The organism is Actinoplanes sp. NPDC021490 (assembly GCF_055562135.1).
Genome location: NZ_JBVHFW010000001.1, coordinates 839,850 through 862,972 on the forward strand (window position 1 = coordinate 839,850; position 23,123 = coordinate 862,972).

22 protein-coding genes are annotated in these 23,123 nt (G+C 70.0%); 13 read left to right on the forward strand and 9 right to left on the reverse strand.

Going from position 1 to position 23,123, the window contains the following annotated elements; all coding sequences use genetic code 11:
* Nucleotides 1–35 precede the first annotated feature (35 nt).
* From ACZ3I4_RS03930 to ACZ3I4_RS03950, 5 genes are all read left to right on the forward strand, one after another.
* A complete protein-coding gene (locus tag ACZ3I4_RS03930; protein WP_465380309.1) occupies nucleotides 36–593 on the forward strand; it encodes a Uma2 family endonuclease in 558 nt (185 codons plus the stop codon).
* 83 nt (nucleotides 594–676) lie between these two features.
* Entirely contained in the window at nucleotides 677–1,006 is a 330-nt protein-coding gene (locus tag ACZ3I4_RS03935) for a PadR family transcriptional regulator (RefSeq protein WP_465380310.1), read from the forward strand.
* Nucleotides 999–1,814 (forward strand): ATP-binding cassette domain-containing protein, encoded by an 816-nt coding sequence (locus tag ACZ3I4_RS03940; protein WP_465380311.1) that lies wholly within the window; start codon nucleotides 999–1,001, stop codon nucleotides 1,812–1,814. The genes ACZ3I4_RS03935 and ACZ3I4_RS03940 overlap by 8 nt, the downstream gene beginning before the upstream one ends.
* Nucleotides 1,811–2,485 carry a hypothetical protein gene (locus ACZ3I4_RS03945; RefSeq protein ID WP_465380312.1) on the forward strand — a complete coding sequence of 225 codons (675 nt, stop codon included), beginning with the start codon at nucleotides 1,811–1,813 and terminating at the stop codon, nucleotides 2,483–2,485. Before ACZ3I4_RS03940 ends, ACZ3I4_RS03945 begins: the two co-directional genes overlap by 4 nt.
* A gap of 344 nt (nucleotides 2,486–2,829) precedes the next feature.
* Nucleotides 2,830–3,213: a hypothetical protein gene (locus ACZ3I4_RS03950; protein ID WP_465380313.1), complete on the forward strand. Its 384-nt coding sequence runs from the start codon at nucleotides 2,830–2,832 to the stop codon at nucleotides 3,211–3,213.
* Nucleotides 3,214–3,424: 211 nt separating this feature from the next.
* Here the strand turns inward: ACZ3I4_RS03950 and lexA are convergent, their stop codons facing one another.
* Nucleotides 3,425–4,033, reverse strand: coding sequence for a transcriptional repressor LexA (gene lexA, locus ACZ3I4_RS03955; RefSeq protein WP_465380314.1), 609 nt, complete (start codon nucleotides 4,031–4,033; stop codon nucleotides 3,425–3,427).
* Nucleotides 4,034–4,123: 90 nt separating this feature from the next.
* Nucleotides 4,124–7,984: a hypothetical protein gene (locus ACZ3I4_RS03960; RefSeq protein WP_465380315.1), complete on the reverse strand. Its 3,861-nt coding sequence runs from the start codon at nucleotides 7,982–7,984 to the stop codon at nucleotides 4,124–4,126.
* Nucleotides 7,985–8,068: 84 nt separating this feature from the next.
* On the opposite strand from ACZ3I4_RS03960, the gene ACZ3I4_RS03965 reads away from it, so the two are divergent.
* Entirely contained in the window at nucleotides 8,069–8,569 is a 501-nt protein-coding gene (locus tag ACZ3I4_RS03965) for an acyl-CoA thioesterase (protein ID WP_465380316.1), read from the forward strand.
* 16 nt (nucleotides 8,570–8,585) lie between these two features.
* Entirely contained in the window at nucleotides 8,586–10,520 is a 1,935-nt protein-coding gene (locus tag ACZ3I4_RS03970) for an acetoacetate--CoA ligase (protein WP_465380317.1), read from the forward strand.
* On the opposite strand, the gene ACZ3I4_RS03975 is transcribed toward ACZ3I4_RS03970, so the two are convergent.
* On the reverse strand, nucleotides 10,517–11,221 hold the full coding sequence (locus ACZ3I4_RS03975; protein ID WP_465380318.1) for a TIGR03089 family protein: 705 nt from the start codon (nucleotides 11,219–11,221) through the stop codon (nucleotides 10,517–10,519). The genes ACZ3I4_RS03970 and ACZ3I4_RS03975 overlap by 4 nt on opposite strands.
* A gap of 160 nt (nucleotides 11,222–11,381) precedes the next feature.
* Between ACZ3I4_RS03975 and ACZ3I4_RS03980 the strand changes: the two genes are divergently transcribed.
* Together ACZ3I4_RS03980 and ACZ3I4_RS03985 are read left to right on the forward strand one after the other, a co-directional pair.
* A complete protein-coding gene (locus ACZ3I4_RS03980) occupies nucleotides 11,382–12,533 on the forward strand; it encodes a glycosyltransferase family 4 protein (RefSeq protein WP_465380319.1) in 1,152 nt (383 codons plus the stop codon).
* Between the two features lie 18 nt (nucleotides 12,534–12,551).
* The gene (locus ACZ3I4_RS03985) at nucleotides 12,552–13,667 is read left to right on the forward strand and encodes a mannose-1-phosphate guanylyltransferase (RefSeq protein ID WP_465380320.1); all 1,116 of its coding nucleotides are present in this window, start codon (nucleotides 12,552–12,554) and stop codon (nucleotides 13,665–13,667) included.
* On the opposite strand, the gene ACZ3I4_RS03990 is transcribed toward ACZ3I4_RS03985, so the two are convergent.
* The 3 genes from ACZ3I4_RS03990 to cofD are packed head-to-tail and all read right to left on the reverse strand — an operon-like array spanning nucleotide 13,664 to nucleotide 16,279.
* Nucleotides 13,664–14,227, reverse strand: a complete 564-nt coding sequence (locus ACZ3I4_RS03990) for an NUDIX domain-containing protein (protein ID WP_465380321.1) — start codon at nucleotides 14,225–14,227, stop codon at nucleotides 13,664–13,666. The two genes, ACZ3I4_RS03985 and ACZ3I4_RS03990, sit on opposite strands and share 4 nt — an antisense overlap.
* Nucleotides 14,228–14,237: 10 nt before the next feature.
* Nucleotides 14,238–15,392 carry a coenzyme F420-0:L-glutamate ligase gene (locus ACZ3I4_RS03995; protein WP_465380322.1) on the reverse strand — a complete coding sequence of 385 codons (1,155 nt, stop codon included), beginning with the start codon at nucleotides 15,390–15,392 and terminating at the stop codon, nucleotides 14,238–14,240.
* Complete coding sequence (cofD, locus tag ACZ3I4_RS04000; RefSeq protein ID WP_465380323.1) at nucleotides 15,323–16,279, reverse strand: 2-phospho-L-lactate transferase; 957 nt, start codon at nucleotides 16,277–16,279, stop codon at nucleotides 15,323–15,325. The genes ACZ3I4_RS03995 and cofD overlap by 70 nt, the downstream gene beginning before the upstream one ends.
* A gap of 112 nt (nucleotides 16,280–16,391) precedes the next feature.
* Between cofD and ACZ3I4_RS04005 the strand changes: the two genes are divergently transcribed.
* The 3 genes from ACZ3I4_RS04005 to ACZ3I4_RS04015 all read left to right on the forward strand — a co-directional run bounded on the left by ACZ3I4_RS04005 (nucleotide 16,392) and on the right by ACZ3I4_RS04015 (nucleotide 20,500).
* On the forward strand, nucleotides 16,392–17,372 hold the full coding sequence (locus ACZ3I4_RS04005) for a hypothetical protein (RefSeq protein WP_465380324.1): 981 nt from the start codon (nucleotides 16,392–16,394) through the stop codon (nucleotides 17,370–17,372).
* Nucleotides 17,373–17,446: 74 nt separating this feature from the next.
* The gene (locus tag ACZ3I4_RS04010) at nucleotides 17,447–19,957 is read left to right on the forward strand and encodes a bifunctional FO biosynthesis protein CofGH (RefSeq protein WP_465380325.1); all 2,511 of its coding nucleotides are present in this window, start codon (nucleotides 17,447–17,449) and stop codon (nucleotides 19,955–19,957) included.
* Nucleotides 19,958–20,242: 285 nt separating this feature from the next.
* Nucleotides 20,243–20,500: a WhiB family transcriptional regulator gene (locus tag ACZ3I4_RS04015; protein WP_014688021.1), complete on the forward strand. Its 258-nt coding sequence runs from the start codon at nucleotides 20,243–20,245 to the stop codon at nucleotides 20,498–20,500.
* A 13-nt stretch (nucleotides 20,501–20,513) separates the two neighbouring features.
* On the opposite strand, the gene ACZ3I4_RS04020 is transcribed toward ACZ3I4_RS04015, so the two are convergent.
* Nucleotides 20,514–20,993, reverse strand: coding sequence for a metallopeptidase family protein (locus ACZ3I4_RS04020; RefSeq protein WP_465380326.1), 480 nt, complete (start codon nucleotides 20,991–20,993; stop codon nucleotides 20,514–20,516).
* A gap of 206 nt (nucleotides 20,994–21,199) precedes the next feature.
* Between ACZ3I4_RS04020 and ACZ3I4_RS04025 the strand changes: the two genes are divergently transcribed.
* A complete protein-coding gene (locus ACZ3I4_RS04025) occupies nucleotides 21,200–21,568 on the forward strand; it encodes a DUF3499 domain-containing protein (RefSeq protein WP_436650369.1) in 369 nt (122 codons plus the stop codon).
* On the opposite strand, the gene ACZ3I4_RS04030 is transcribed toward ACZ3I4_RS04025, so the two are convergent.
* Nucleotides 21,569–22,405, reverse strand: a complete 837-nt coding sequence (locus ACZ3I4_RS04030; protein WP_465380327.1) for a polysaccharide deacetylase family protein — start codon at nucleotides 22,403–22,405, stop codon at nucleotides 21,569–21,571.
* Between the two features lie 346 nt (nucleotides 22,406–22,751).
* A complete protein-coding gene (locus ACZ3I4_RS04035) occupies nucleotides 22,752–23,123 on the reverse strand; it encodes a DUF779 domain-containing protein (RefSeq protein WP_465380328.1) in 372 nt (123 codons plus the stop codon).

Sequence of the window (23,123 nt, forward strand, 5' to 3'; positions counted from 1 at the left end):
CTGGCCGGGGCGTTCCTCGGCTTAGGATGAGCGGCATGAGCGCCGAGGTCATCGGCAGGAACTTCCCGCCCGTCGTCACGCTGGACGACCTGGCGGCGATGAATGCTGCCGATCAGCACGGCCACCGTTACGAGCTGAGTCCCGAAGGAGCCTTGTTCGTCATGCCGCCACCAGGCACCGAGCACGCGGCGATCGCCAGCCGCCTGCACGTCTGGTTGGCGATGGCGGGGTGGGCGCCCGAACAGATCCTGCAGGCGGTGGGTCTGCGGATTCCTGGGGCGGGCGGCATCGGCGGACGGATTCCCGATCTGACGCTGTGGGCACGAGCCGTACCCAGCAGCGTCTGGGCCGACCTCAGTGATCTCCTGCTCGTCGTCGAGATCGTCTCGCCCGGATCGGCGCCGGTGGACAAGGCCATCAAGGTTCAGGAATACGCCGCGGCCGGCATCCCACGCTATTGGATCGTCGACAGTGATCCGGCGCAGACAGTGGCCATGCATCTCCTCGGCTCGGACAACAGCTACGAGGTGGCGGCGAAGATGCCGCTGGCCTGGCTCCTGCGAACCGGCCCGGCCGAGCACCTCGGCAACTGACGAACGGCCGGGTCCCATTCGGCCCATACGCAGTCCTTGGAAAGCTAGTCAGACTGCCTACTAACCAGTTAGCCTGACTAGCCATGACGCCTCGGCCGTGGCTGCACGGCTTCCTCGACCTGTGCCTGCTCGCGATGCTGCGGGAACGCGCCGACTACGGCTACGGTCTGTCTCAGCGCCTCGCCGCGGCCGGAGTCGCCGACGTGCCCGGTGGCACGCTCTATCCGGCCCTGCTCCGCCTCGAGGAACAGGGCCTGGCCGTCCCCAGCTGGGGGCCGTCGGAGACCGGCCCGCGCCGCAAGTACTACGCGATCACCGAGGCCGGCCTGGACGTGCTCGCCGGTCAGGCCGGCGACTGGCGAACGTTCCGCGACGGCGTCGACAGCCTGCTCAGCGGAGTGCCGCATGAGTGACTGGCCCACGACCTTCGAGGCCGAACTGCTGCGCCTCGGCCTGCAACCGGCCCGCGCCCGCCGCCTCGCCGACGAGACCACCCAGCAGGCGGCCGAGAGTGCGGCCCCGCCCGCCGACGTCTTCGGGCCGGCCCACCTCTACGCCCGGCACCTGGTGGCCGAGCTCAACACGGCGGCCGCGGTCCCATCCCGTACGCGATATGCCCCCGGACCGGTCATGTTGAGCCTGGACGGGGTGGCCAAGCGGTACCGGCGCCAGACGGTTTTCCAAGGCGTCAATTTGACCGTACGCGGGGGAGAAGTCGCCGCGATCGTCGGCGCCAACGGCTGCGGCAAGTCGACCCTGCTGCGCATCTGCGCCGGGCTGACCCGGCCCAGCGGCGGAACTGTCAAACGCACGCGGCGGGTCGGGTTCGTGCCGCAGGACGGCGGAACCGCGGGATGGCTGACCGCCGAGGAACACTTCACGCTGTTCGGAGCGGCGGCCGGCATGGTGCCCGGACGGGCCCGGTCCACCGGCGTGCACCTGGCCACCCGCCTCGCCTGGCGGCCGAACCGGAAGCAGCCGGCCCAGCGGATGTCCGGCGGCACCCGCCAGAAACTCAACCTCGTCCTCGGCGAGCTGCACGCGCCCGACCTGTTGCTGCTCGACGAGCCCTACCAGGGCTTCGACCAGGGCACCTATGTGGACTTCTGGCAGCAGGTCCTGGCGTGGCGCGACGCCGGACGGGCAGTCGTGGTCGTCACTCACCTGCTGCACGACCTGCAGAACGTCGACCACGTCCTCGACCTGGGAGCAACCGCATGACAACCCTGGTCGTGGCCCGCCTGTCGGCCCTCGAAGTGACCCGGCGCCGCGCCGCGCTCCTGCTCGTGATCACCCTGCCGTTCTGGTTCTACCTGGTCCGGCGCGACCTCTCCGGCCAGTCCACCCGCGCGCTGACCCTGGGCATCGGGTGGGCGATCTCAACCCTGACCCTCTTCGTGGTGAACGCCTCCCGCGGCGTCGACCCGCGCCTGCGCCTGACCGGCGCCTCGGTGACCGGCATCATCGCGGGCCGCTTGCTGGCCATGACCGCCGCCGGCATCCTGCTCGCGCTCGGCTACTGGACGTTGGTCGCCGCCGACCAGAACCTTCCGCACCTCTGGGCCGCCGGCCTCATGATGCTGCTGTCCGCGGTCGTAGCGGCCCCGGTCGGAAGCCTGATCGGGGCCGTGCTGCCTCGCGAATTGGATGGCGCACTGGCCCTGCTGAGCATCAGCTCGGTCCAGATGCTGGCCGACCCCACCGGCCTGATCGCCAAGCTGATGCCCTTCTGGTCGGCGCGCGAGGTCGGCAACTACGCGGTCGACGGCGGCCCCATCGACCTGGTCTGGCGCGGCCTGACGCACGCCGGCATCACGTGGCTGATCTGCGTCCTGGCCACCCTGGCCATCTTCCACTGGCGCCTGCGCCTGGTCCGCTATCCCGAACCCTGAGTTCCGGCTGCTGCCCAAGGTCGCATCCGACGGCGCGTCACTCACCGGGGTGCGTGCCGCGAAGTCCCCGCGCCGCACCGACAACGACATGCCCTGCGGGCGGCGGCGTGTCCTGTCCTTTGAGGACCCGAGCCCGCCCGTCGTTGCGCGTCGCCCCACGGGTGCCGAAGCTCTTCGCCGGCCCAGACGCGAGATGCCGAGCGCTGCCGTTTCGCGCCTAGTGTGACGGCCCACACAAACGGTCAGCCAAGATCGTCCGAAAGTACGTATTCGCCTGTTCAAGACCGATGAGTCCCATATGCCACGATCTGTGGCAGAAGGCAGTAGCCAACTTGGAGGTTGAGATGAACAAGGCAACCCGCACGTTCACGATGATGGCGATGGGTCTGGTGGCCGGGGCCACCATGGCCGCCGGTCCCGCGATGGCCGCCGACAGCACCACGGCGCCGGCCGCCAAGCCGTCGACCACCACCAAGGCCGAGAAGGGCTGGGGCCGCGACCGCGTCGTCGGCTACTTCCGCACGCTGCGCGCCTGCGAGCGGGCCGGCCGGATCGGCGAGATCACCAACCGCTGGGACGACTACGACTGTGACCGCGTCCGCTTCGGCTTCAAGCGTGGCCTGTGGGCCCTCGAGGTCGAGCGCGACTTCCGCGGCGGCGGCCACGGCCACGGCCCGTGGGGTCACGGCCGCGGCCACGGCGGTCACGGCCCGCGCGGCCACCGCTGATTGACCCGGGCCGTGTAGTCCGGCCCGCCGAGGTCGCAGGCGCGAGGGTTCCGTCCACGCTCTCGCCCCGGCGGCACTGAACCACCCCGGGGCTCGGGCCGCATCTCCACCGATGCGGTCCGAGCTCTTTCCTGATCGAGCTCGGACTTGCGCGTCGTGCCCCGCCGGCCGGTCATGTCTTGGCCGGGGCGGGTCTTGCTCGGGAATGAAGTCAGAGCCGTCGCAGGACGGTCACAACGCGGCCGAGGATGGTGGCGTTGTCGCCGGGGATGACGTCGTAGGCCGGGTTTCGGGGGACCAGTTCGATGTGTCGGCCGTTGCGCCGCAGGACCTTGACCGTGGCCTCGCCGTCGATCATGGCGGCCACGATGTCACCGTTGTCGGCCACCTGCTGCTGGCGGACGACCACCGTGTCGCCGTCGCAGATTGCGGCGTCGATCATCGAGTCGCCCTTGACCTTGAGGGCGAACAACGTGCCGTGGCCGACCAGGCTCAGCGGCAGGTTGAGTTCCTCGTCCACGTTTTCGTCGGCCAGGATCGGCGCGCCGGCCGCAATCGTGCCGATCACCGGGACGGGCACATTGGCCTGCTCGCCGGGAGTGCGCACGTCGATCGCGCGCGAACCCCGAGCGCCACGCCGGATGAAGCCGCGATCGTCGAGCACCTTGAGCTGATGGGCCACCGACGACGGCGAGTCGAGCCCGACAGCGGCGCCGATCTCTCGGATGGTCGGGGGATAACCGTGCTGGTCGATCCACTCTCGGATCATCGAAAGGATCTGCCGTTGCCGCTTGCTCAGAGGCACGTCGTCCGTGGACATGCGGTGATGATACTACATTCTTCGATCATCTGTACGACTCGATCGAGTGACAACCCGTAACTTTCCCAGATAGCGCTGCGTCACGGGTCGTCAGCTCTCGGAGGAACTCGGCTGGCGCTGCTGCGGAATCTCCGGGTCGTCCTCCGGCGGCCGCTCCATGTTCATCACGGTCATCTCACGCTTCTCCGCGTCGCGCCCGTTCCCGTCCGACGGAACGATCCGGCTCGTCGGATCCTCGGCGAAATTGGGCTGCTCGGCCTCGACGACCGAAACCGGCGCCAGCTCGACCGCAGCAACCGCCGGATTGGTAACCGTCGGTATCGGGTCGGGAATCGCGCCGCTCGGACCCGCACTCGGCAGCCGAATGAACTCGGTGCGTTCGCCGGGCGGCTCCACCGATCCGGGCCGGATGATCTGCGTACGGTCCGGATCGAGCCTGATGACCTGCGTCTCGTCCCCGCCGGCGTCACCGGTGTCGCCCGCGCGACCGTCGTGCGCGAGCCCCGGATGCCAGGCAATCTCCGCCGGCGCGACGGGCGGCATCAGTCGCAGCCCTTCACCTGGTGCCAAATTCACGATTGCTTCCGTACGGTCCGGGTCGAGCTCGTGGCCCACCTCGTCGCTGTCCCGGTGAACCGTTTCCAGCGACCGCGTGTTCTCCGCAAGCGCCTTGATTGTCTGCGTACGATCCGGGTCCGGCGCACTGAGCGACCGGGTGATCTCGCCGTCGTCGATACCGGATGCGGTCTGAGCATCCTCCGACGTGATGACGGTGATGGCGTGAGTCGTCTCGGAATCCGACGCGCTGACCGGCCGCGCATTCTCCGGGCCCGCCACCCGAATCGTGTGCGTCCGATCCGGATCGGGCGCACTCAGCGACCGGGTGATCTCGGTCCCGCTCAGATCAGGATCCGGCGCCGCCACCGACGCGCGCGCCTTGACCGGCTCATTGACGTTCCCCGGTTGCTCTTCCCCCGCCGCGGGCGTCACCTGAAGCTTCGTGGTGAGCTCACCCAGATTGATGGCCCGGGTCCGCTCCGGATCGGGAGCCTCGAACGACCGAGTCTCCTCGAAGTCCGGCGGAACAGCCCGCGAGTGGGGGGCCGGCTTGGCCTTACCCGTCACATACACATAGGCGCCGTCCCCGCCGCTTTTCGCTGCCACGACGTCATCGGTCGCCGCGTCGAGGTGCCGTTCAGCATTAGATTCCCCGGCCCGAACGTCTTCGCCGTCCGCCTCCGGCCGAACCGCATCTACCTTCGCGGAAACAGTCGCATCCGCGTCGACCGCTACGTCGTTCTCGCTGCCGGAACCACTGTCAATCGCTCGCTCAGAACCGGCCTTGACGTCGACGCTGGAGGCATCAGTCGCCTCCGCCAACGCAACGCCGTCAACCGGCCGGATTCCAGCGGCCGTCTCGTCGCCGTTGTCCTCCGAGACATCGTCCACTGTCGAGATGTCCGCGATTCCCGATTCCAGGACCTCGACCGGTACGGCTCGGTCGCCGTCCATCGCGTCTTCTTCGGCCGGGCGGCCAACCGGTGACAGTACGGTCGTGGCTTCGTCATCCTCGTCGCCCCGAGCGTCGAGGCCGTCCGCAGCTTCGTCCGTGTCGGCTGCCAGATGACCGGCGGAAACATCGGTTGCCGTCCGAACATCGGCAACGGCCTGGAAGCCGGCCGTCGTCTCATTGCTCTCGCCCGCGAGGTCGCCGGCCGTTGCCCCGTCGTGCGCTTCAGCGACCCCGGGATGCCCCACCTCGGCGACTGGGAAGCTAGCCGTGAATTCCTCATTCGCCGGGCGACCAATCGGTGACAAGACGGTCGTGGCTTCGTCGTTCTCGCTGCCCCAAACGTCGGAGGTCGCGTCGGAGTCGGCTGCTTCGTCCGTGTCGGCGTTGATGTCGGCTGTCGTCACCGAGCCGTTCGCAGCTTCGTCGGCGCCGTTTGCATTGTCGGCGGTTGCGTGGAGGCCGGTTGCTTCGTCTGTGCCGGTTGTGATGTCGGCGGTCGTGTCGAGGCGGGGTGCAGCTTCATCCGTGCCGCTTGCAATGCCCGCGGTCGCATCTGAGTCGGCTGTTTTATAGGCGATCGCTACCGAGCTGTCCGAAGCTTCGTCCGTGCTGCTCGCAAGGTCGCCGGTCGCCTCGCCACCGGCCGTTTCCTGCGTGCCGGCTGCAATGTCAGCGGTCGTCGCCAGACCGGCCGTCGCTTCGTCGCTGCCGCTCGCGCTGTCGGCGATCGTTTCAAGGCCGGTCGCTTGGTCTGTGCCGGCTGCGATGTCGGTGGTTTTGTCCGTGCCGCTTGCGATGTCGGCGGTCGGATCGTCCGGTACCGTGTCGGTGTTTCGGACCTCGGTGATTTGCGCCTTTTCGGCTTCCGCCGGAATGTCGATGGCCGACGGGACGGTTGTCGGCTCGTCCGCGGGGGTCGCCTCAGCCTCGTCCGCGACCTGGGTGGAACTGGCCCGCTGGACGGTGGCACCAGCGGCACCCTCGGACGTGGGGGAGTCGTCTTCGGTCGTTGCTGCTGGGACCTGCTGTCCATCGGCGGTGGAAGTCGGCGACTCGGCGAGCGCGGTTTCGGGCTCCGCGGGCGGCGGCGTAACGGTGGCTCGTCTAGTCGAGGCTTGGCCGTCGCAGAGGGCTGCCACCGTGGCCGCCTCGTCGGAGGAGACGATCACTGTTGTGCGGCGCTCGTCCCGGAGCGTCGACCAGGCAATGGTGGCCTCGTCTTCCGGAGCCACCGCCGCTACCTCGCGCAGCGGGCCGGCGAGCGCAGACATCGGTGACTCCGTCGTGGCCGAAGCCGAAGCCGGTGCCGAAGCGGACGTCGCCGGACCGGTTTCGCTGGAGGCCGACGCAAAGGTGGAGTCGGAAGCCGCCGGACCGGTTTTGCTGGAGGACGGCACAGGGGTGGAGTCGGAAGCCGCCGGACGGGTCTTGCTGGAGGACGACATAGGGGTGGAGTCGGAGGACGACACAGGGGTGGAGTCGGAATCGACAGAAATCCGTATGTGGTCAGCCGCCTCTTCGTCCGCGGCGGCTGACTGCACCGGCGTATCCGTTGCAGTGGCTTCGTACGAAGGCAGCACCGAAGTCGCATCGGGATCGGCGGGCGCGGACGTGACGCTGCCAACCGTGGGCGAGTCATCAGCAGACGTCAACACGGAGGCGGACGCCGAACCGGGAGCAGGCGCGAGACCCGAAGCAGACGCAAGACCGGAGTCGGACGTAAGACCGGAGTCGGACGTAAGACCGGAGGCCGACGCAGGACCCGAGGCCGAGGCGAGACCTGACGCAGAGGCGAAACCGGAAGCCGCGGCAGGAACAGGCCCGGAACCAGGGGCAGGAACGGAACCGGGCAGCTGGCCCGCGGGCGAACCGATGACAGCCGTCGTCGAATCGCCGCCGCCCATGACCGGCAGGCGCATCACCGTGGTCGGGTCGGAGTCGCCCGCCGGCGTATAGGCAGGCAACATTCCCGGAGCCGAGGGCGGCGAAGCAACAACCCGAGCCCGCCCCACCGTCCCGATCAGCGGCAGAACCACCGGCTCGTAGCGGTTCCAGCGGCGCGCGCTCAAGGCAGTGCACATGAGCGGCACCGCCAGCATCGCCGCCAGGCCGTAGCCGGGCCGGCTGACGTCGAAGCCCTCCTGGGCCACCTCGGTCGGCCACGCCCCGGCATAGCCGCCCGGCGACACCAGAGCCCAGACCGAAATGCCCAGATAGATCAGCCCGCCCGCCAGTGGCCCGGCCGGTGAGATGGGGGCGAGGAGCAGGATTCCGTACGCCGCCCCGGCGAGCAGCAGGAGCAGCAGCCCGGTGGCCGATTCGACCGCGAAGTCGTCGCGTCCGCGGGTGGTCAGGTCGTGGGTGAAACCGACCCCGGCGAGAACCCACACCGCCGGTGCCAGTACGAGGGCATACAAGATCGACCTGAAGTGGCGCACGCTTTCTCTCCCCGAACACTGGCTGCCCGACGAACCGTACCGTCGAGGGGCAACCGCACGGAAGGACGCCGTAACCTACGCCGCATGAATGAGGGCCGTCCCACCAGCCATTCCAGGGTCACGCTGAGCCGCATCATGACCGCGGTCGACGTCAACCTGTACGGCACCGTGCACGGCGGCGTGCTGATGAAGTTCGTCGATGACGTGGCCGGCGCGGCGGCGGCCCGGCACAGCGGCGGCACGGCGGTCACGGCCGCGATCGACGAGATCGTGTTTCTGGAGCCGGTGCGGGTCGGCGATCTCGTCCACGCGTACGCGCAAGTGAATTGGACGGGCACCAGCTCGATGGAGGTCGGCGTCAAGCTGGCCGCCGAGCGCTGGGACGTGGTGGCCAACGAGCCGCTCACCGTGGCGACGGCATATCTGGTGTTCGTGGCCGTGGATGTGGCCGGCCACCCAAGAAACGTGCCTCCGGTGTTGCCCGAGAACGTGGACGACGAGCGCCGGTTCCGCGAGGCTCTGATCCGGAGGGAGCACCGCCTGGCCCGGCGGACCGCCATCCAGAAGGCACGAGAGACTGAATGAACGTTAAGGTGATCGCATGACGGGCGCAGTGTTGTGGCAGCCGCCGGCCGATGTTCGCGAGACAACCCGGATCGGGCATTTCATGTCGTGGCTGCAGCGCGAGCGCGGCCTGGTGTTCGCCGACTACGCGGCCCTGTGGCAGTGGTCCGTCGATGATCTTCCGGCGTTCTGGCAGTCGATCTGGGACTACTTCGAGGTGATTTCGCACGCCCCGCCCTCGGGAGTGTTGCCCGACACCGGGATGCCGGGCGCGAAGTGGTTCCCCGGTGCGACGCTGAACTACGCCGAGCACGTCCTGCGCATGCCCGGGCTGGCCGAGGACGACCCGGTCGTTCTGGCCTATTCGCAGACGCGCGACGCCATCAAGCTCACGAAAAGCGAATTGCGGGACAAGGTCCGGACCGTACGGGCGGGCTTGCGGGCCAGGGGAGTCCGGAAAGGCGACCGGGTTGCCGCGTACGCCCCCAACATCCCCGAGACGTACGTCCTGATGCTCGCCACCGCCAGCCTCGGCGCGATCTTCTCCTCGTGCGCCCCCGAGTTCGGCGTACGCAGTGTGATCGACCGCTGGCAACAGATCGAGCCCAAGATCCTGGTCGCGGTCGACGGCTACCGCTACGGCGACAAGCCGATCGACCGCACCGGCGAGGTCGAAGCCATCCGGGCCGCCCTTCCGTCGCTCGAGCACGTGGTGACCATCGGTTACCTCGACGCGGCCAAAGACACGTTCGGTGACCTCCAGGGCGACGAGCCCATGGCGTACGAGGAACTCGCCTTCGACCATCCCCTCTACGTGCTCTACAGCTCGGGCACCACGGGACTGCCGAAACCGATCGTCCACGGGCACGGCGGCATCCTGCTCGAGCACCTCAAGATGCTGGCCCTGCACCACGACCTCGGCCCGGGTGACCGCTTCTTCTGGTTCACCACGACCGGCTGGATGATGTGGAACTTCCTGGTCAGCGGGCCGGCCGTGGGCGCGGCGATCGTGCTGTTCGACGGCAATCCCGGCTTCCCGGACATGTCGGTGCTGTGGGATCTGGTCGACGAGGCCGGCATCACGTATTTCGGCACCTCGGCGCCGTTCCTGATGGCCTGCCGCAAGGCCGGGCTCACCCCGCAGAAGCGGCGGCTCAAGGGCATCGGCTCGACCGGCGCGCCGCTGCCGCCCGAGGGTTTCGACTGGGTCTACGAGGCGGTGGGCAGTCGCTTGCAGCTCCAGTCGCTGTCCGGCGGCACCGACGTCTGCACCGGTTTCGTGGGTTCCGTCCCGCTGCTGCCGGTGGTCGAGGGCAAGATCGCCTGCCGGGCGCTGGGAGCGAGCGTCGAGGCGTACGACCCCGGCGGCCGGCCGGTGATCGACGAGCTCGGTGAACTGGTGATCACGGCCCCGATGCCGAGCATGCCGGTCGGCTTCTGGAACGACCCGGACGGCCAGCGCTACCGGGAGGCCTATTTCGACTATTTCCCGGGCGTCTGGCGGCACGGCGACTGGATCACCATCGGCGCCGACGGCTCCTGCGTGATCACCGGGCGCTCCGATGCCACTCTCAACCGCGGCGGCGTCCGGCTGGGCACGGCCGAGTTCTATTCGGTGGTCGAGGCCCTGCCCGAGGTGGCCGACTCGGTGGTCGTGCACCTGGAGAAGGACGACGACCCGAACGGCGAGCTGCTGCTTTTCGTCGTGCCGGCCGAGGGTCTCGAGCTCGACGACGCGCTCCGCAAGAGGATCGCCGGCGAGCTGCGTGCCGCTCTGTCGCCACGGCACATTCCCGACGAGATCCACGCCGTACGGGCCGTGCCCCGCACCCTGTCGGCCAAGAAACTCGAGGTGCCGGTCAAGCGAATCCTCACCGGCACCCCGGTCGAGTCGGCCGCGGCCAAGGGGGCACTGGCCAACCCGGAGTCCCTGGTGGCTTTCGAGGAGCTGGCCCGCAAGCGCGCACGCTAGGCCACGACCAGCGTCACCTTTTCCGACTCGGCCCGGCTCGACGTCCGGGCCGGGTCGAGGTTGGCGCACAGCACGATCGACGCGCCCGCGACCAGCGGGGTGACCAGCCAGTCGATCGGATCGAACCGGGTCGCCGCGTCGATCAGCACCCGGCTGCCCGGGGCGATGCCCAGTTCGGTGGCGCGCGCCTGGGCGGCCGCGATCACTTCGGCGTGCGTACGGTCGTTCAGCGCGACATCCCCCGCGGCGACCGGCCGGCCCGGGAAGTGGTCGCCGAACTGGCGCACTTCGAGCACGTAGTCGGCGAAGCCCGCGGGCAGTTCGCGAAGCGGCATGGCGAAGGGAAGCAGGCCCGTCGCGTACCGGTCCGAGGCTTTTGTCGTGGTGGTCTGATCGGGCGCGGTGAAGAGAACGTCGGCCGAATCCGGGTCGCTGATCTCCGCCGTCACGCCGGCCGACCAGACCCCGAGCAGGACAGCCGCCGTCTGCCAGTGCGGCGGCAGCTTGACCGCGGCGGTGTCGCCGGTGCCCAATCCGAGGCCGTCGACCAGCATGTTTGCCGTCTTTGACACCCAGTTGTCCAAAGTCGCGCCGGACAGTTCGGTGCGGTCGCCGCTCGCGTCGTCATAGAAAGTCAGCATCGGACCGGTCGGATCACGGCGCACCGCGGCCGCCAGCACCTGGGGGATCGTGGTCTCCACCGGGACAACGATAGAGGGATTACGCTCCGTAATCGATCCTGAACGGGCGATGAGAACGGCGAAACGCTGGCAACAAGGCGGTGTCGCGGTCACATGCGCGATGCATTGCGGGCGTACCCTTGCCAGTGGTCTGAATTACAACCTCTTTGGGAGTTGCCTCGTGACCGCCGGTCGCCCCCCGCGAGTGCTCGTCGACGCCACCAGCGTCCCCGCAGACCGAGGAGGAGTCGGCAGATACGTCGACGGCCTACTCGGTGCCCTCGGACGGATGGATCCTGACCGGGTCGATCTGGCCGTTGTGGCCCAGCGGTCGGATGCGGAGCGTTACAGCCGCATGCTCGACCACAAGGCCGAGGTGATCGCCGGCCCGGCTGCCGTCGCGCACCGCCCGGCCCGGCTGGCGTGGGAGCAGACAGGTCTGCCCCTGCTCGCTCAGCAGGTCGGGGCCCAGGTGCTGCACTCGCCTTTCTATACGTGCCCGCTCCGCGCCGGCTGCCCGGTCACCGTGACCGTGCACGACGCGACGTTCTTCACCGAACCCGAGCATTACGACAACACCAAGCGGACGTTCTTCCGCAGCGCGATCAAGACGTCGCTGCGCCGGGCCGCGCGGGTCATCGTGCCCAGCAAAGCGACCCGTGACGAGCTGATCCGGCTCCTCGACGCCGATCCGACCCGCATCGACGTGGCCTATCACGGCGTCGACCAGGCGGCCTTCCACGCGCCGACCGAGGAGGAGAAGGCTCGCGTGCGGGCCCGGCTCGGCCTCAACGACGCCGGTTATGTGGCGTTCCTCGGCGCCAAGGAGCCCCGCAAGAACGTTCCCAACCTGATCCGGGGCTGGGCCCGTGCGGTCGCCGACTGGCCGCACCCGCCCGCGCTGGTGATCGCCGGTGGCCAGGGTCACGACGACGAGATCGATCGCGCCGTGGCCGAGGTGCCGTCCCACCTGCGCCTGCTGCGCCCCGGCTATCTGCGGTACGCCGACCTGCCCGGTTTCCTCGGCGGCGCGCTGGTCGCCTGCTACCCGTCGTTCGGCGAGGGCTTCGGCCTGCCGATCCTCGAGGCGATGGCCTGTGCGACCCCCGTCCTGACGACCCCGCGGCTGTCCCTGCCCGAGGTCGGCGGCGACGCTGTCGCGTACACGACAGAAGATCCCGACCGGATCGCCACCGACCTGGCCGACCTGCTGCACGACGAGCCGCGGCGCGTCACGCTGGCCAAGGCGGGCTTCGACCGGGCCAAGGAATTCACTTGGGCGTCAAGCGCGGAAGTGCACGTCACAACCTGGAAACGAGTCTCGGCGATCTGACCTTTACACTCTGTGCGCATGAGCGATGAACTCGGCGGGCTTTACGGCGTGGTGCTGGCTGGTGGGACGGGCACGCGTCTCTGGCCGCTGTCCCGGGCCGGTCACCCGAAGTTCCTGCATCCGCTGACCGGCACGGACGCGTCGCTGCTGCAGGCCACGGTCGACCGCCTCGACCTGCTCGCGCCGATGGACCGCATCTTCGTGGTCACCGGTGTCGCGCACGCGGCCGCGGTCTCCCGGCAGCTCGACGCCATCCCCGAGGCCAACGTGCTGGTCGAGCCGTCCCCACGGGATTCGTGCGCGGCGATCGCCCTGGCCGCGGCCGTGATCGCCCGGCGTGATCCCGAGGCGATCATGGGCTCGTTCGCGTCCGACCACCTGATCTCCGACAAGGAAGGCTTCACCCAGGTCATCCGTCAGGCGATGGAGGGCGCGCGCCAGGGTCTGCTGATGACCCTCGGCATCACCCCGACCCGGCCCGAGACGGGCTACGGCTATCTCCAGTGCGGCGGCGCGACCGGCGACGGTCCGGTGCTCGCCGTCGAGGAGTTCAAGGAGAAGCCGACCTACGACGTGGCCGAGGGTTACGTGAAGTCGGGCAACTACCTGTGGAACGCCGGCATGTTCGTCTGGCGGGCCGACACGTTCCTGTCCGAGCTGTCGCGTCAGCAGCCCCAGCTCGCGGCCGGCATCTCGCGCATCGCCCAGGCCTGGGACACCGCGGGCCGTGAAGAGGTGCTGGGCGAGGTCTGGCCGACCCTGCCGCGCATCTCGGTCGACTACGCGGTGATGGAGGGCGCGGCCACGGCCGGCCGGGTGGGCACCGTCCCCGGCGACTTCGGCTGGAACGACGTCGGCGACTTCCACACGCTGGGCGAGGTGCTGGCGGCCGACCCGGCGGGCAACGTGGTGGTGGGCCGCGACATGCAGCAGACCTCGGGCGTCCTGCTGCGCGAGACCGAGGGCCTGGTGGTCGTGCCGACCGACGGTCGTCTGATCGCCGCGATGGGCGTGCGTGACCTGGTCATCGTCGACACCCCCGACGCCGTCCTGGTGATCCCGCGCGAGCGCGCGCAAGAGGTCAAGCACCTGGTCGACGAGCTCAAGGAGCTCGGCCAGCACGGCTACGTCTAGTCGAGCCTTGCCAGCGCGGGCCCGATCTGCTGGGCGGTTCCGGAGGCCAGCGGGCTGGGCAGCTCGCCCGGGTCGAACCAGCCCAGCTGGGCCGACTCGGCACTGATCTGCTCGCGCGTGCCGGCCGGGCAGCGCAGCAGGAAGCGGACGTCATAGTGGACCGACGGCGTCGCCGCGACGCCGTCGGCCGCTCCGCAGCGCACCTCGTGGATGTCGATGTCGATCGGCGTCCGATCCAGTTCCAGGCCCGCGATGCCGGATTCCTCGGTGGCCTCGCGCAACGCGGCCGCGGCCAGCGACGCGTCCCCGGCCTCGCAGTGCCCGCCGAGCTGCATCCACAGGCCCAGGCGGCCGTGCAGGCAGAGCAGCACCCGCCCGTCCCCGTCGACGATCAGCGCGCTGGCCGTCACGTGACCTTCCCGGTGGGCCCGGGTCATCGCGACCGGCCCGTCGGCCAGCAGCTCGAGGGTCCGCTTGCGGGCCAGGGCGGCCTCGTCGGAGGTGGGCTGCCAGGTCTCTAGCACCCGGACGGCGTCCGCGTGCAGGTCTTCCAGAGTCACCGTGATGTCCTCAGTTTCCGGAGAGCTCGAGGCGGATGCCGTCCTCGTGGGGCAGCGACAGCGTGACGATCGATTCGGCGGCCAGCGCGGCCCGCAGCCGGTGCGCGTCGGAACCGAGCCGCATCAGGCCGGCCGGCGTGGTGTCGCGGGTCTGCAGATGCAGGGCCGCGGTGGCGCCGCTGCCGGTGACCACCTCGGCCGGCACGACGGTGATGGCCGGCGAGAGCAGACCGGCGACGGCGGCCGCGGCCCGGTCGACGGCGGCCGGATCGATCGGACGCCCCGGAAGGGCGCCGTCGGGCAGCTGGGCGGCGTCGCGCAGGCCGAGCGCGCGGGCCTCGGCCGTGCCCAGGCTGAACATGTCGGACGCGGCGTCGCGCAGCAGCACCGACGCGCCGTCCGAGTCGCGGATGCCGGACCGCGGATAACCCCGCACGACAGCCACCGGCACCTGGTCGCGCTTGCCTTTGACGAGTTCCCCGGCCGCGGCCAGCTCGTCGATCACCGCCATCTGGGTGATCTCCAATTCGTTCCCGTACGGGTCGGTCTCGCCCCGGTGGTCACGGATCGGCTCGATGCCGGCCGCGCCCAGCGCCACGTCGGTCAGCCCGTTGCGCCACGTGCGGCCGGTCGTGTCGGAGACGATCACGCCCACGTCGAGCCCGCGGGCCCGGAAGGCGGCGCGCAACTGCCGGGCCGACGCGTCGGGGTCGGCGGGCAGCAGCACGAGGTGGGTCTTGTCGACGTTGGAGGCGTCGATGCCGGCCGCGGCCATGACGAACCCGTGATGGGTCTGCACGATCGTGGTCGGGCCGCGGCGGGCCACCACCCGCGCGGTCTCCGAGGCCAGCGTGGCCCGGCGTGCCTCGTCGCGCTCGGGCCCGTCGGCCGGGACCTCGACCAGCCGCCCCTCGGCCTTCGACACGATCTTGCTGGTGACCACCAGCACGTCGCCGTCGGCGATCCACGGCGCCGCCGCGGTGATCAGCTCGGCCAGGTCGTCCCCGGCCTCGATGTGCCCCATCCCGCGCACCGGCAGGATCTCCAGCCCGTCCTCCACGACGTCGTCCCTTTCTGCGCTGGTCGGCCGGTCGGTCAGGCGACGCCGGCCAGGGTGAGTGCGTCCTTCACCATCTGGGCCGTGGCCTCTTCCGAGCTCATCCACAGCGGGACGGCGCGGGTCTGGAGACCGGGGATCTCGACGCCCGCGTCGGACGTGTCGACAAGCCAGCCGTCGAGAAGGCCGCCGGCCGAGCGGGCTCCATAGAGCCGGCCGACGCCGGCCGGGCTGACCTCGACCTCGAGCGTGGCCAGGCACTTGTCGGCCATGCCGCGGATGGGGGAGTCGCCGATGATGGGGGAGACCCCGACGACCGGGGCCGAACCGCCGGCCACGGCGTCGCGGATCGCGTTGACGGCCAGGATCGGCGCGATGCTCACGACCGGGTTGCTCGGCGCGACCAGCACCACGTCGGCGCCGGCGATCGCCTCGAGCACGCCCGGCGCCGGCTTGGCCGCCTCGGCGCCGACGAAAATGAACCGGTGGGTCGGCAGGTCGCCGCGGTATCGCACCCACCACTCCTGGAAGTGGATCGCCTTGCGCTCGCCCTCGACATCGACCACCACGTGGGTCTCGAGCCGGTCGTCGGTGGCCGGCAGCAGCGTGACGCCGGGCTGCCAGCGGGCGCACAAGGCCGCCGTGACCTGCGACAACGGATAGCCGGCGGCGAGCATCCGGGTGCGTACGAGATGGGTGGCGGTGTCTTTGTCGCCCAGGCCGAACCACGACGGCTCGGCGCCGTAGGCGGCCAGTTCCTCCTTCACCACCCAGCTCTCGCCGACCCGGCCCCACCCGCGCTCGGGGTCGTGCGCGCCACCCAGCGTGTACATCACGCTGTCGAGGTCGGGGCAGATCTGCAGGCCGTGCATGCGCACGTCGTCGCCGACGTTGACCACGGCGGTGACCTCGGCGCCGAGGCCGCGGGCATGCGCGCGCACGCCGGCCAGAAACTTCGCGCCGCCGATGCCGCCGGAGAGGACCACGATCCGCATGCCGCCATCCTCCCGCACCGGTATGACAGAACACGCCGCCGGGTATCGGGCCACGTGCGAACCCGGTCTACCCTTAGCCGATCTCACCCACTTCTCGCCAGGGAGAATGTCCGTGACCAGCCAACCGCAGCCCGCGCCGGGCGAGGGCAAATCGGCGGGGCAGCTGCTCCGGCCGCTGCGTGATCTCGCGGCCTACGCGCTTGTCGGCGCCCCCGCCCTGCTGCTCTTCGTGGCCGTCATCCGGCTGATCCCGGACGGTGAGAACCAGTTCGGTTACCGCACGCAGGACAGCTTCTACGGCTTCATCAACACGTCGACGATCTTCATGCCGCTGGCCGCGGTGCTGCTGGCCGTGCTGGTGCAGCCGCGCCACCCCAAGGCGTCGCTGATCACGCTGATCGCCGTGGTGGAGTACGCGGTCATGGCGCTCTTCGGGGTGCTGTTCGGGCTGCTGATCGGCCTGATCAACCACGCGAGCAACAACGGCGCGCGAATCGCGTTCGAGGAGCTCCTGGTGCGCGCGGCCTGGCTGGCCGTGTTCGGTGTGGCGGCCTACGCGGTGTTCCGCCTCTGGCAGGGCCTCTTCCAGGTGCACAAGCCCAAGCCGCAGCCGGGCGTCTACGGCCAGCCGGCCTACGGGCAGCCGGGCGCCTACCCAGGCCAGCCGGGCTACGGACAGCCGCCGCAGCCGGGCTTCGGCCCCGGTGGTTACCCGCCGCCGGGCGCGCCGCAGCCGCCCCAGGGCTTCCCGCAGCCGCCGCAGTACGGCCAGCCGGGCCAGCCCCAGCCCGGTCAGCCTCACCCCGGCCAGCCCCAGCCGGGTCAGCCGCACCAGGGCTATCCGCAGCAGCCGCCGGCGTGGAACCAGTCGGCCGTCCCGATGCCCGCGTCGGCCCCGCCCGCGCACCCGGCCTCCGGCCCGTCCGGCCCGTTCGCGCCGCACCCGGCGCCCACGACGGCGTTCCCCAATTTCGCCGAGCCGACCCAGCCGGTTCCCGGCGCCGACACTCCCGGCGACGAGCGCACCGAGAAGATCTCCTCGGACGACCGTCCCGGCTTCGGCCCGGCCGACGAGGACCCGCCGCGCCGCTGAGCCGTGTCCTATACCACTGTGGTTGGCCCGGAACGCCCGGGGCAACCATCGGCTTTCCGGCCTAGGCTGCTGGGGTGGTAGAGGTCAACACGGTCGGAAGCAGGCCCACCGAAGCGAGCATCCGGCGCGCCCTGCGCCGCGCCGCCGACGGCAAGGCGGTCGACGCCGAAGAGGCGACGGCCTTGCTGGCCGCGACCGGCGACCAATTCGACGAATTGCTGACGATCGCCGGCCACGTCCGCGACGCCGGTCTCCGTGAGGCCGGGCGTCCGGGCGTGGTGACGTATTCGCGCAAGGTCTTCATCCCCCTGACCCGGCTCTGCCAGGACAGGTGTCACTACTGCACGTTCGCGACGGTGCCACATCGGCTGCCCGCGGCGTTCCTCGAGCGCGACGAGGTGCTCGAGATCGCGCGTCAGGGCGCCGCCCAGGGCTGCAAGGAGGCCCTGTTCACGCTGGGCGACCGGCCCGAGGAGCGCTGGCCCGCGGCCCGGCAGTGGCTCGACGAGCGCGGTTACGACTCCACCCTCGACTACGTGCGCGCCTGTGCGATCGCCGTGCTCGAGGAGACCGGCCTGCTGCCGCATCTCAACCCGGGCGTGATGAGCTGGGCCGAGCTGCAGCGCCTCAAGCCGGTCGCGCCCAGCATGGGCATGATGCTCGAGACCACGGCGACCCGCCTGTGGTCCGAGCCCGGCGGCCCGCATTTCGGCTCGCCCGACAAGGAGCCGGCCGTCCGGCTGCGCGTGCTCGACGACGCCGGCCGCGTCGGCGTGCCGTTCACCACCGGCATCCTGATCGGCATCGGCGAGACGCCGGCGGAGCGGGTCGACGCGCTGTTCGCGATGCGCCGCGCCGCCCGTGAGTACGGCCACATCCAAGAGATCATCATCCAGAACTTCCGCGCCAAGCCGGACACGGCGATGCGCGGCATGCCCGACGCCGAGCTGCGCGAGCTGGCCGCCACGGTGGCCGTGGGCCGGATCATCATGGGTCCGCGGGCCCGGGTGCAGGCCCCGCCCAACCTGATCGACGCCGAGTTCGCGCTGCTGCTGCGGGCGGGCATCGACGACTGGGGTGGCGTCTCGCCGGTCACCCCCGACCACGTCAACCCCGAGCGTCCGTGGCCCCAGATCGACCTGCTGCGGGCCCGCTCGGCCGACGCCGGCTTCGAGCTGCGCGAGCGGCTGACGATCTATCCGGAGTACGTCCGCCGGGGCGCCGAGGGCTGGCTCGATCCGCGGCTGGCGGCCCACGTGGCCGCGCTGGCCGGTCCCGACGGGCTGGCCCGCGAGGACGCCGAGGTGGTGGGCCGGCCCTGGCAGGAGCCCGACGAGGCGTACGGGTCGGGTCGCACCGATCTCTTCGCGACGATCGACACCGAGGGCCGCACGGGCGACCGGCGATCCGACTTCGACGATGTCTACGGCGACTGGGACGAGGTGGCCGCGCACATCACCACCGACACGTCCCAGCGGCTCGAGTCCGATGTGCTGGCCGGTCTCAAGCTGGCCTCGACCGACCCGGCCAAGCTGCTGCTGCCCGAGCACGAGGACGCCGCGATGGCGTTGTTCAACTCGGACGGCGAGGCCCTCGACGAGCTCGCCCGCATCGCCAACGACCTGCGCCGGCAGGTCAACGGCGACGACATCACCTACGTGGTCAACCGCAACATCAACTTCACCAACGTCTGCTACGTCGGGTGCCGGTTCTGCGCGTTCGCCCAGCGCGAGAAGGACGCCGACGCCTACCGCCTCTCGGTCGAGCAGGTGGCCGATCGCGCCGAGCAGGCCTGGCAGGACGGCGCCTCCGAGGTCTGCATGCAGGGCGGCATCGACCCCAAGATGCCCGTGACCGCGTACGCCGACCTCGTGCGGGCCGTCAAGCAGCGCGTCCCCGGCATGCACGTCCACGCGTATTCGCCGATGGAGATCGTCACCGCGGCGGCCAAGGCGGGCGTCCCCGTACGCGATTGGCTGGCCCAGCTGAAGGAGGCCGGGCTCGGCACCATCCCCGGCACCGCGGCCGAGATCCTCGACGACGAGGTGCGCTGGGTCCTGACCAAGGGCAAGCTCCCGGCCAGCGCCTGGGTCGACGTGGTCAGCACGGCTCACGAGCTGGGCATCCGCTCGAGTTCGACAATGATGTACGGGCACGTCGATCACCCGCGTCAGTGGCTCGGCCACTTCCGGGTGCTGGCCGGCATTCAGGATCGCACGGGTGGTTTCACCGAGTTCGTGGCGCTGCCGTTCATTCACACCAACGCCCCGATCTATCTGGCCGGCATCGCCCGCAACGGCGCCAGCTGGCGCGAGAACCGTGTGGTCCACGCGATGGCCCGCATCCTGCTGCACGGCCGCATCGACAACATCCAGTGCTCGTGGGTCAAACTGGGCGACGAGGGCACCCGGGTGATGCTCGACGGCGGCTGCAACGATCTCGGTGGCACCCTGATGGAGGAAACGATCTCCCGGATGGCGGGTTCCGAGCACGGATCGGCCCGTACGGTCGCTGAGCTGAAGGAACTTGCCGCGACTGCGGGTCGCCCGGCCGTGGAGCGGACCACGACCTACGGTCGACGCTAGATCACAAATCGGGTTAAATAGGACGCAGGCGGGCCGGGCTGCGTTACTTTCCGGTGCCCCGGAGAGATATGGCAGGAACGGGACCGCGACGCGCCGAAGACGCGCCGGGGAAACGGGCCTATTTATCAGGTTCGGCTTGACGACGCACGTCTTACACGCGTGTAATTTCGGTGGGGTTGTGAGCGAGGCGCCCACAAATGCGAACTCTGCTCACAAAAAACACGCTGCGTGCGTGGGGGGTCAGCGCCGGCACTGCTGCCGGCGCGGAAATTGGGAGGCACGCCGATGGAAGCGCAGGTTGAAGGGGTCGACCTGCTCGGGGACGCGCCCGAGTGGCAAGAGCGGGCGCTGTGTTCGCAGACCGATCCGGAGGCCTTCTTCCCGGAAAAGGGTGGGTCCACCCGGGAGGCAAAGAGGATCTGCGGTCGCTGTGAGGTCAAGGCCGAGTGCCTGGAATACGCACTGGGTCACGACGAGCGTTTCGGCATCTGGGGTGGACTGTCCGAGCGCGAGCGACGCAAGCTGAAGCGCCGGGTCGCCTGATCCGGCTCAGCGCCTAGGACAGTTCGTCAGGATCCACCCCGAGCAGGTTGGCGACCTGCTCGATGATCACATCGTGGACGAGGTCGGCGAGGTCCTCACGGTCCATCGCCCGGAATTCCAGCGGCCGCCGGTAGAGCACGATCCGTGGGGGAAGCTCCTGCCGGCCGGGGCGACCGGGCAGCAGCCGGGCCAGCGGCACCTCGCCGTCCTCGAGCACATCGGAGTCGTAGACGTTCAGCTCGGGTGGCACATCCTCGACCGCGAACTCGACCCCGGCCAGCTCCTTGGCATAACGCCGCTCGAGCTGCTCGACCGTGTCGAGGACCAGGTCGTCGAAGATCTCGGCCTTGGTGCGGGCGAGGGGAACGGTGGCCGGCACCAGCCTGCCCCGCAGACCGCGGCCGTGCCGGTCGCGACGGGTGGGATGCCCCGGCCCGGCCTTGCGTGCCGCCCGGGAAGGATCGGCACGGCGGCGTTCGGGACTGGTGGTCACTCGGCAACTCTAGTCCTCCGACGGTGTGACACGGCGTCAGACCTGTTACCGCGTTGTTGATTCGCCCCAACGGGGGCGTACGCCGGTAATTCGTCCCATCGGGGGCGGCGTGTCGGCCCCTCATGGCCGAATCGTGATGCATCGTGGGTCGGCGTGTCGCGGGGCTTCCGCACCCACGCGGGCGTCCGGAGCGATAACGTGCCGCCGTGAGGTCACCACGGCGCTGCTCCCGGAACGGCTGTCCCCGACAGGCGGTCGCCACGCTGACCTACGTGTACAGCGACTCCACGGCGGTCGTCGGCCCCTTGGCGGCCTTCGCCGAACCCCACACGTACGACCTGTGTGAGCCGCACGCCCGCAGCCTCACCGCCCCCCGAGGCTGGGAGCTCGTCCGGCACGACGGCGATTTCGCCCCGCCGCCGCCCACCACCGATGACCTGGTCGCCCTGGCCGATGCCGTGCGCGAGGCCGCCCGCCCGACGGCGCCGCCCCCGCGCGCCGACGACGAGGAGCGCCTCCCCGGCCACCAGACGGGCCGCCGGGGTCACCTGCGGGTCATCCCGCCGTCCCACTGATCAGGGCAGCGCGACGAGCGTGTAACGCTTCTTGAGCCATGGAATCAGCTTCCGGTACGCGGCGATGGTGTCCGGCTGCGCGTAGTCGTGCGACAGCACGATCGCCCCGGGCCGGCAGTGCCGGGTCACGCTGGAGATGACCTTGGCCTGGTGGGCTGCGCTGCTCTCGCCCTTGCGGTGGCTCCAGTCCCGCGGGTCGACCTTCCAATAGATCGACGTCATGTTCATCCGGTCGGCCACCGCGACCAGCCGCGGCGTGAAGTTGCCGCCGGGCGCGCGGAAATACTTGATCTTCGCCTTGGGCGCGGCCCGGAGGATCGCGGCATTGGTGCGGTTCAGGTCGGCCCGGATCTTGCCGGCCGGGTCCTTGCCGATCTTGAGGCTGTGGTTCCAGGTGTGGTTGCAGAGCGTGTGACCACCCGCGACGATCTGGCGGACCAGTTCCGGGTGCCGCTGCGCGTTGCTGCCGACCAGGCAGAAGGTGGCCTTGACGTGATGCTTGGCCAGCAGCCGGAGCAGCTTCGGCGTCTCGGCCGGGTCGGGGCCGTCGTCGAAGGTCAGCGCGACGCCCTTGCCGCCGGTCAGCACCCGGCTGCCCGCGGGACCGGCCAGGCGCGGGTTGTTCGCCCGGCGTACCTCCGGCTTCCGCTTCGGCTTGGGTTTGGGCTTCGACGTCTTGGCCGGGACCGCCGGCTTCGTGGCGGGGGCCGACGCGGGCGCCTGAGCCACGGAGCCGGCCTCGGGCAGACGTGTCTCGGCCGAGGCGCGCCCGGTCAGGCCCACCACCAGCAGCACGACGCCGAGCAGAACCGCCTTGCGGCCGCGGGACATCCGCATCCAAGCCTCCCTGTGCCGTCCGGCTGCCGACAATGCCGTCCGCACCGCGCGGACTGCCACTTTCCGGCCGGTTTCGGCACGGTCGGGGGAGACGTCAACCGGCCGTTCGTCGCCGTTCCGGGCCGTTTCGAGCACCCGGCGGGCGAGTGCCATGACGCGGCGGTCCAAAGCGTGCAGGGCGGCCAGGATCTGGTGGGCGGAGGGGGCTCGCACTCTTTCCTCGGGGGTCGGCATCGGGGGGCGTGTGCCGGCGACGCAGAACCGCCGCCGTCCCCCATTGATACGGGACGACGGCGGCGCGCGGATCAGATTGTGGCCAGTGTCAAATGATTGTCATCTGGTCCGATCAGGACAATTCCACGAGTTCCTGCTCGGTGAGCAGGCGGGACCGGATCAGGAACCGTACGCCCTCGGGCGCCTCCAGCGAGAAGCCGGAACCGCGCCCGCGGACCACGTCCACCGTCAGATGGGTGTGCTTCCAGAGTTCGAACTGCGAGGCCGACATCCAGAAGGTGATCGGCTCGGGCACCCCGTCGATCTTGAGGGACTCGAGCAGAACATCCGACTGGCCGGTACGGAACTCGCCCTCCAGGTAACACATCGGTGAACTGCCGTCGCAGCATCCGCCGGACTGGTGGAACATCAGCGGACCGTGCTGGTCCCGCAGCTGCCGCATCAGATCGGCAGCCGCGGGAGTGACATCAACCCTGGTGGCCAT

Bases quoted from the DNA above. Each gene is read 5' to 3' on its own strand.
- ACZ3I4_RS03945 (WP_465380312.1), top strand. From the start codon at position 1,811: ATGACAACCCTGGTCGTGGCCCGCCTGTCGGCCCTCGAAGTGACCCGG.
- cofD (WP_465380323.1), bottom strand. From the start codon at position 16,279: ATGCGGATCGTGGTCCTCTCCGGCGGCATCGGCGGCGCGAAGTTTCTG.
- ACZ3I4_RS03950 (WP_465380313.1), top strand. From the start codon at position 2,830: ATGAACAAGGCAACCCGCACGTTCACGATGATGGCGATGGGTCTGGTG.
- ACZ3I4_RS04015 (WP_014688021.1), top strand. From the start codon at position 20,243: ATGGAAGCGCAGGTTGAAGGGGTCGACCTGCTCGGGGACGCGCCCGAG.
- ACZ3I4_RS04035 (WP_465380328.1), bottom strand. From the start codon at position 23,123: ATGGCCACCAGGGTTGATGTCACTCCCGCGGCTGCCGATCTGATGCGG.
- ACZ3I4_RS03930 (WP_465380309.1), top strand. From the start codon at position 36: ATGAGCGCCGAGGTCATCGGCAGGAACTTCCCGCCCGTCGTCACGCTG.
- ACZ3I4_RS03985 (WP_465380320.1), top strand. From the start codon at position 12,552: ATGAGCGATGAACTCGGCGGGCTTTACGGCGTGGTGCTGGCTGGTGGG.
- ACZ3I4_RS03940 (WP_465380311.1), top strand. From the start codon at position 999: ATGAGTGACTGGCCCACGACCTTCGAGGCCGAACTGCTGCGCCTCGGC.
- ACZ3I4_RS03970 (WP_465380317.1), top strand. From the start codon at position 8,586: ATGACGGGCGCAGTGTTGTGGCAGCCGCCGGCCGATGTTCGCGAGACA.
- ACZ3I4_RS03965 (WP_465380316.1), top strand. From the start codon at position 8,069: ATGAATGAGGGCCGTCCCACCAGCCATTCCAGGGTCACGCTGAGCCGC.
- ACZ3I4_RS04030 (WP_465380327.1), bottom strand. From the start codon at position 22,405: ATGCGGATGTCCCGCGGCCGCAAGGCGGTTCTGCTCGGCGTCGTGCTG.
- lexA (WP_465380314.1), bottom strand. From the start codon at position 4,033: ATGTCCACGGACGACGTGCCTCTGAGCAAGCGGCAACGGCAGATCCTT.
- ACZ3I4_RS03935 (WP_465380310.1), top strand. From the start codon at position 677: ATGACGCCTCGGCCGTGGCTGCACGGCTTCCTCGACCTGTGCCTGCTC.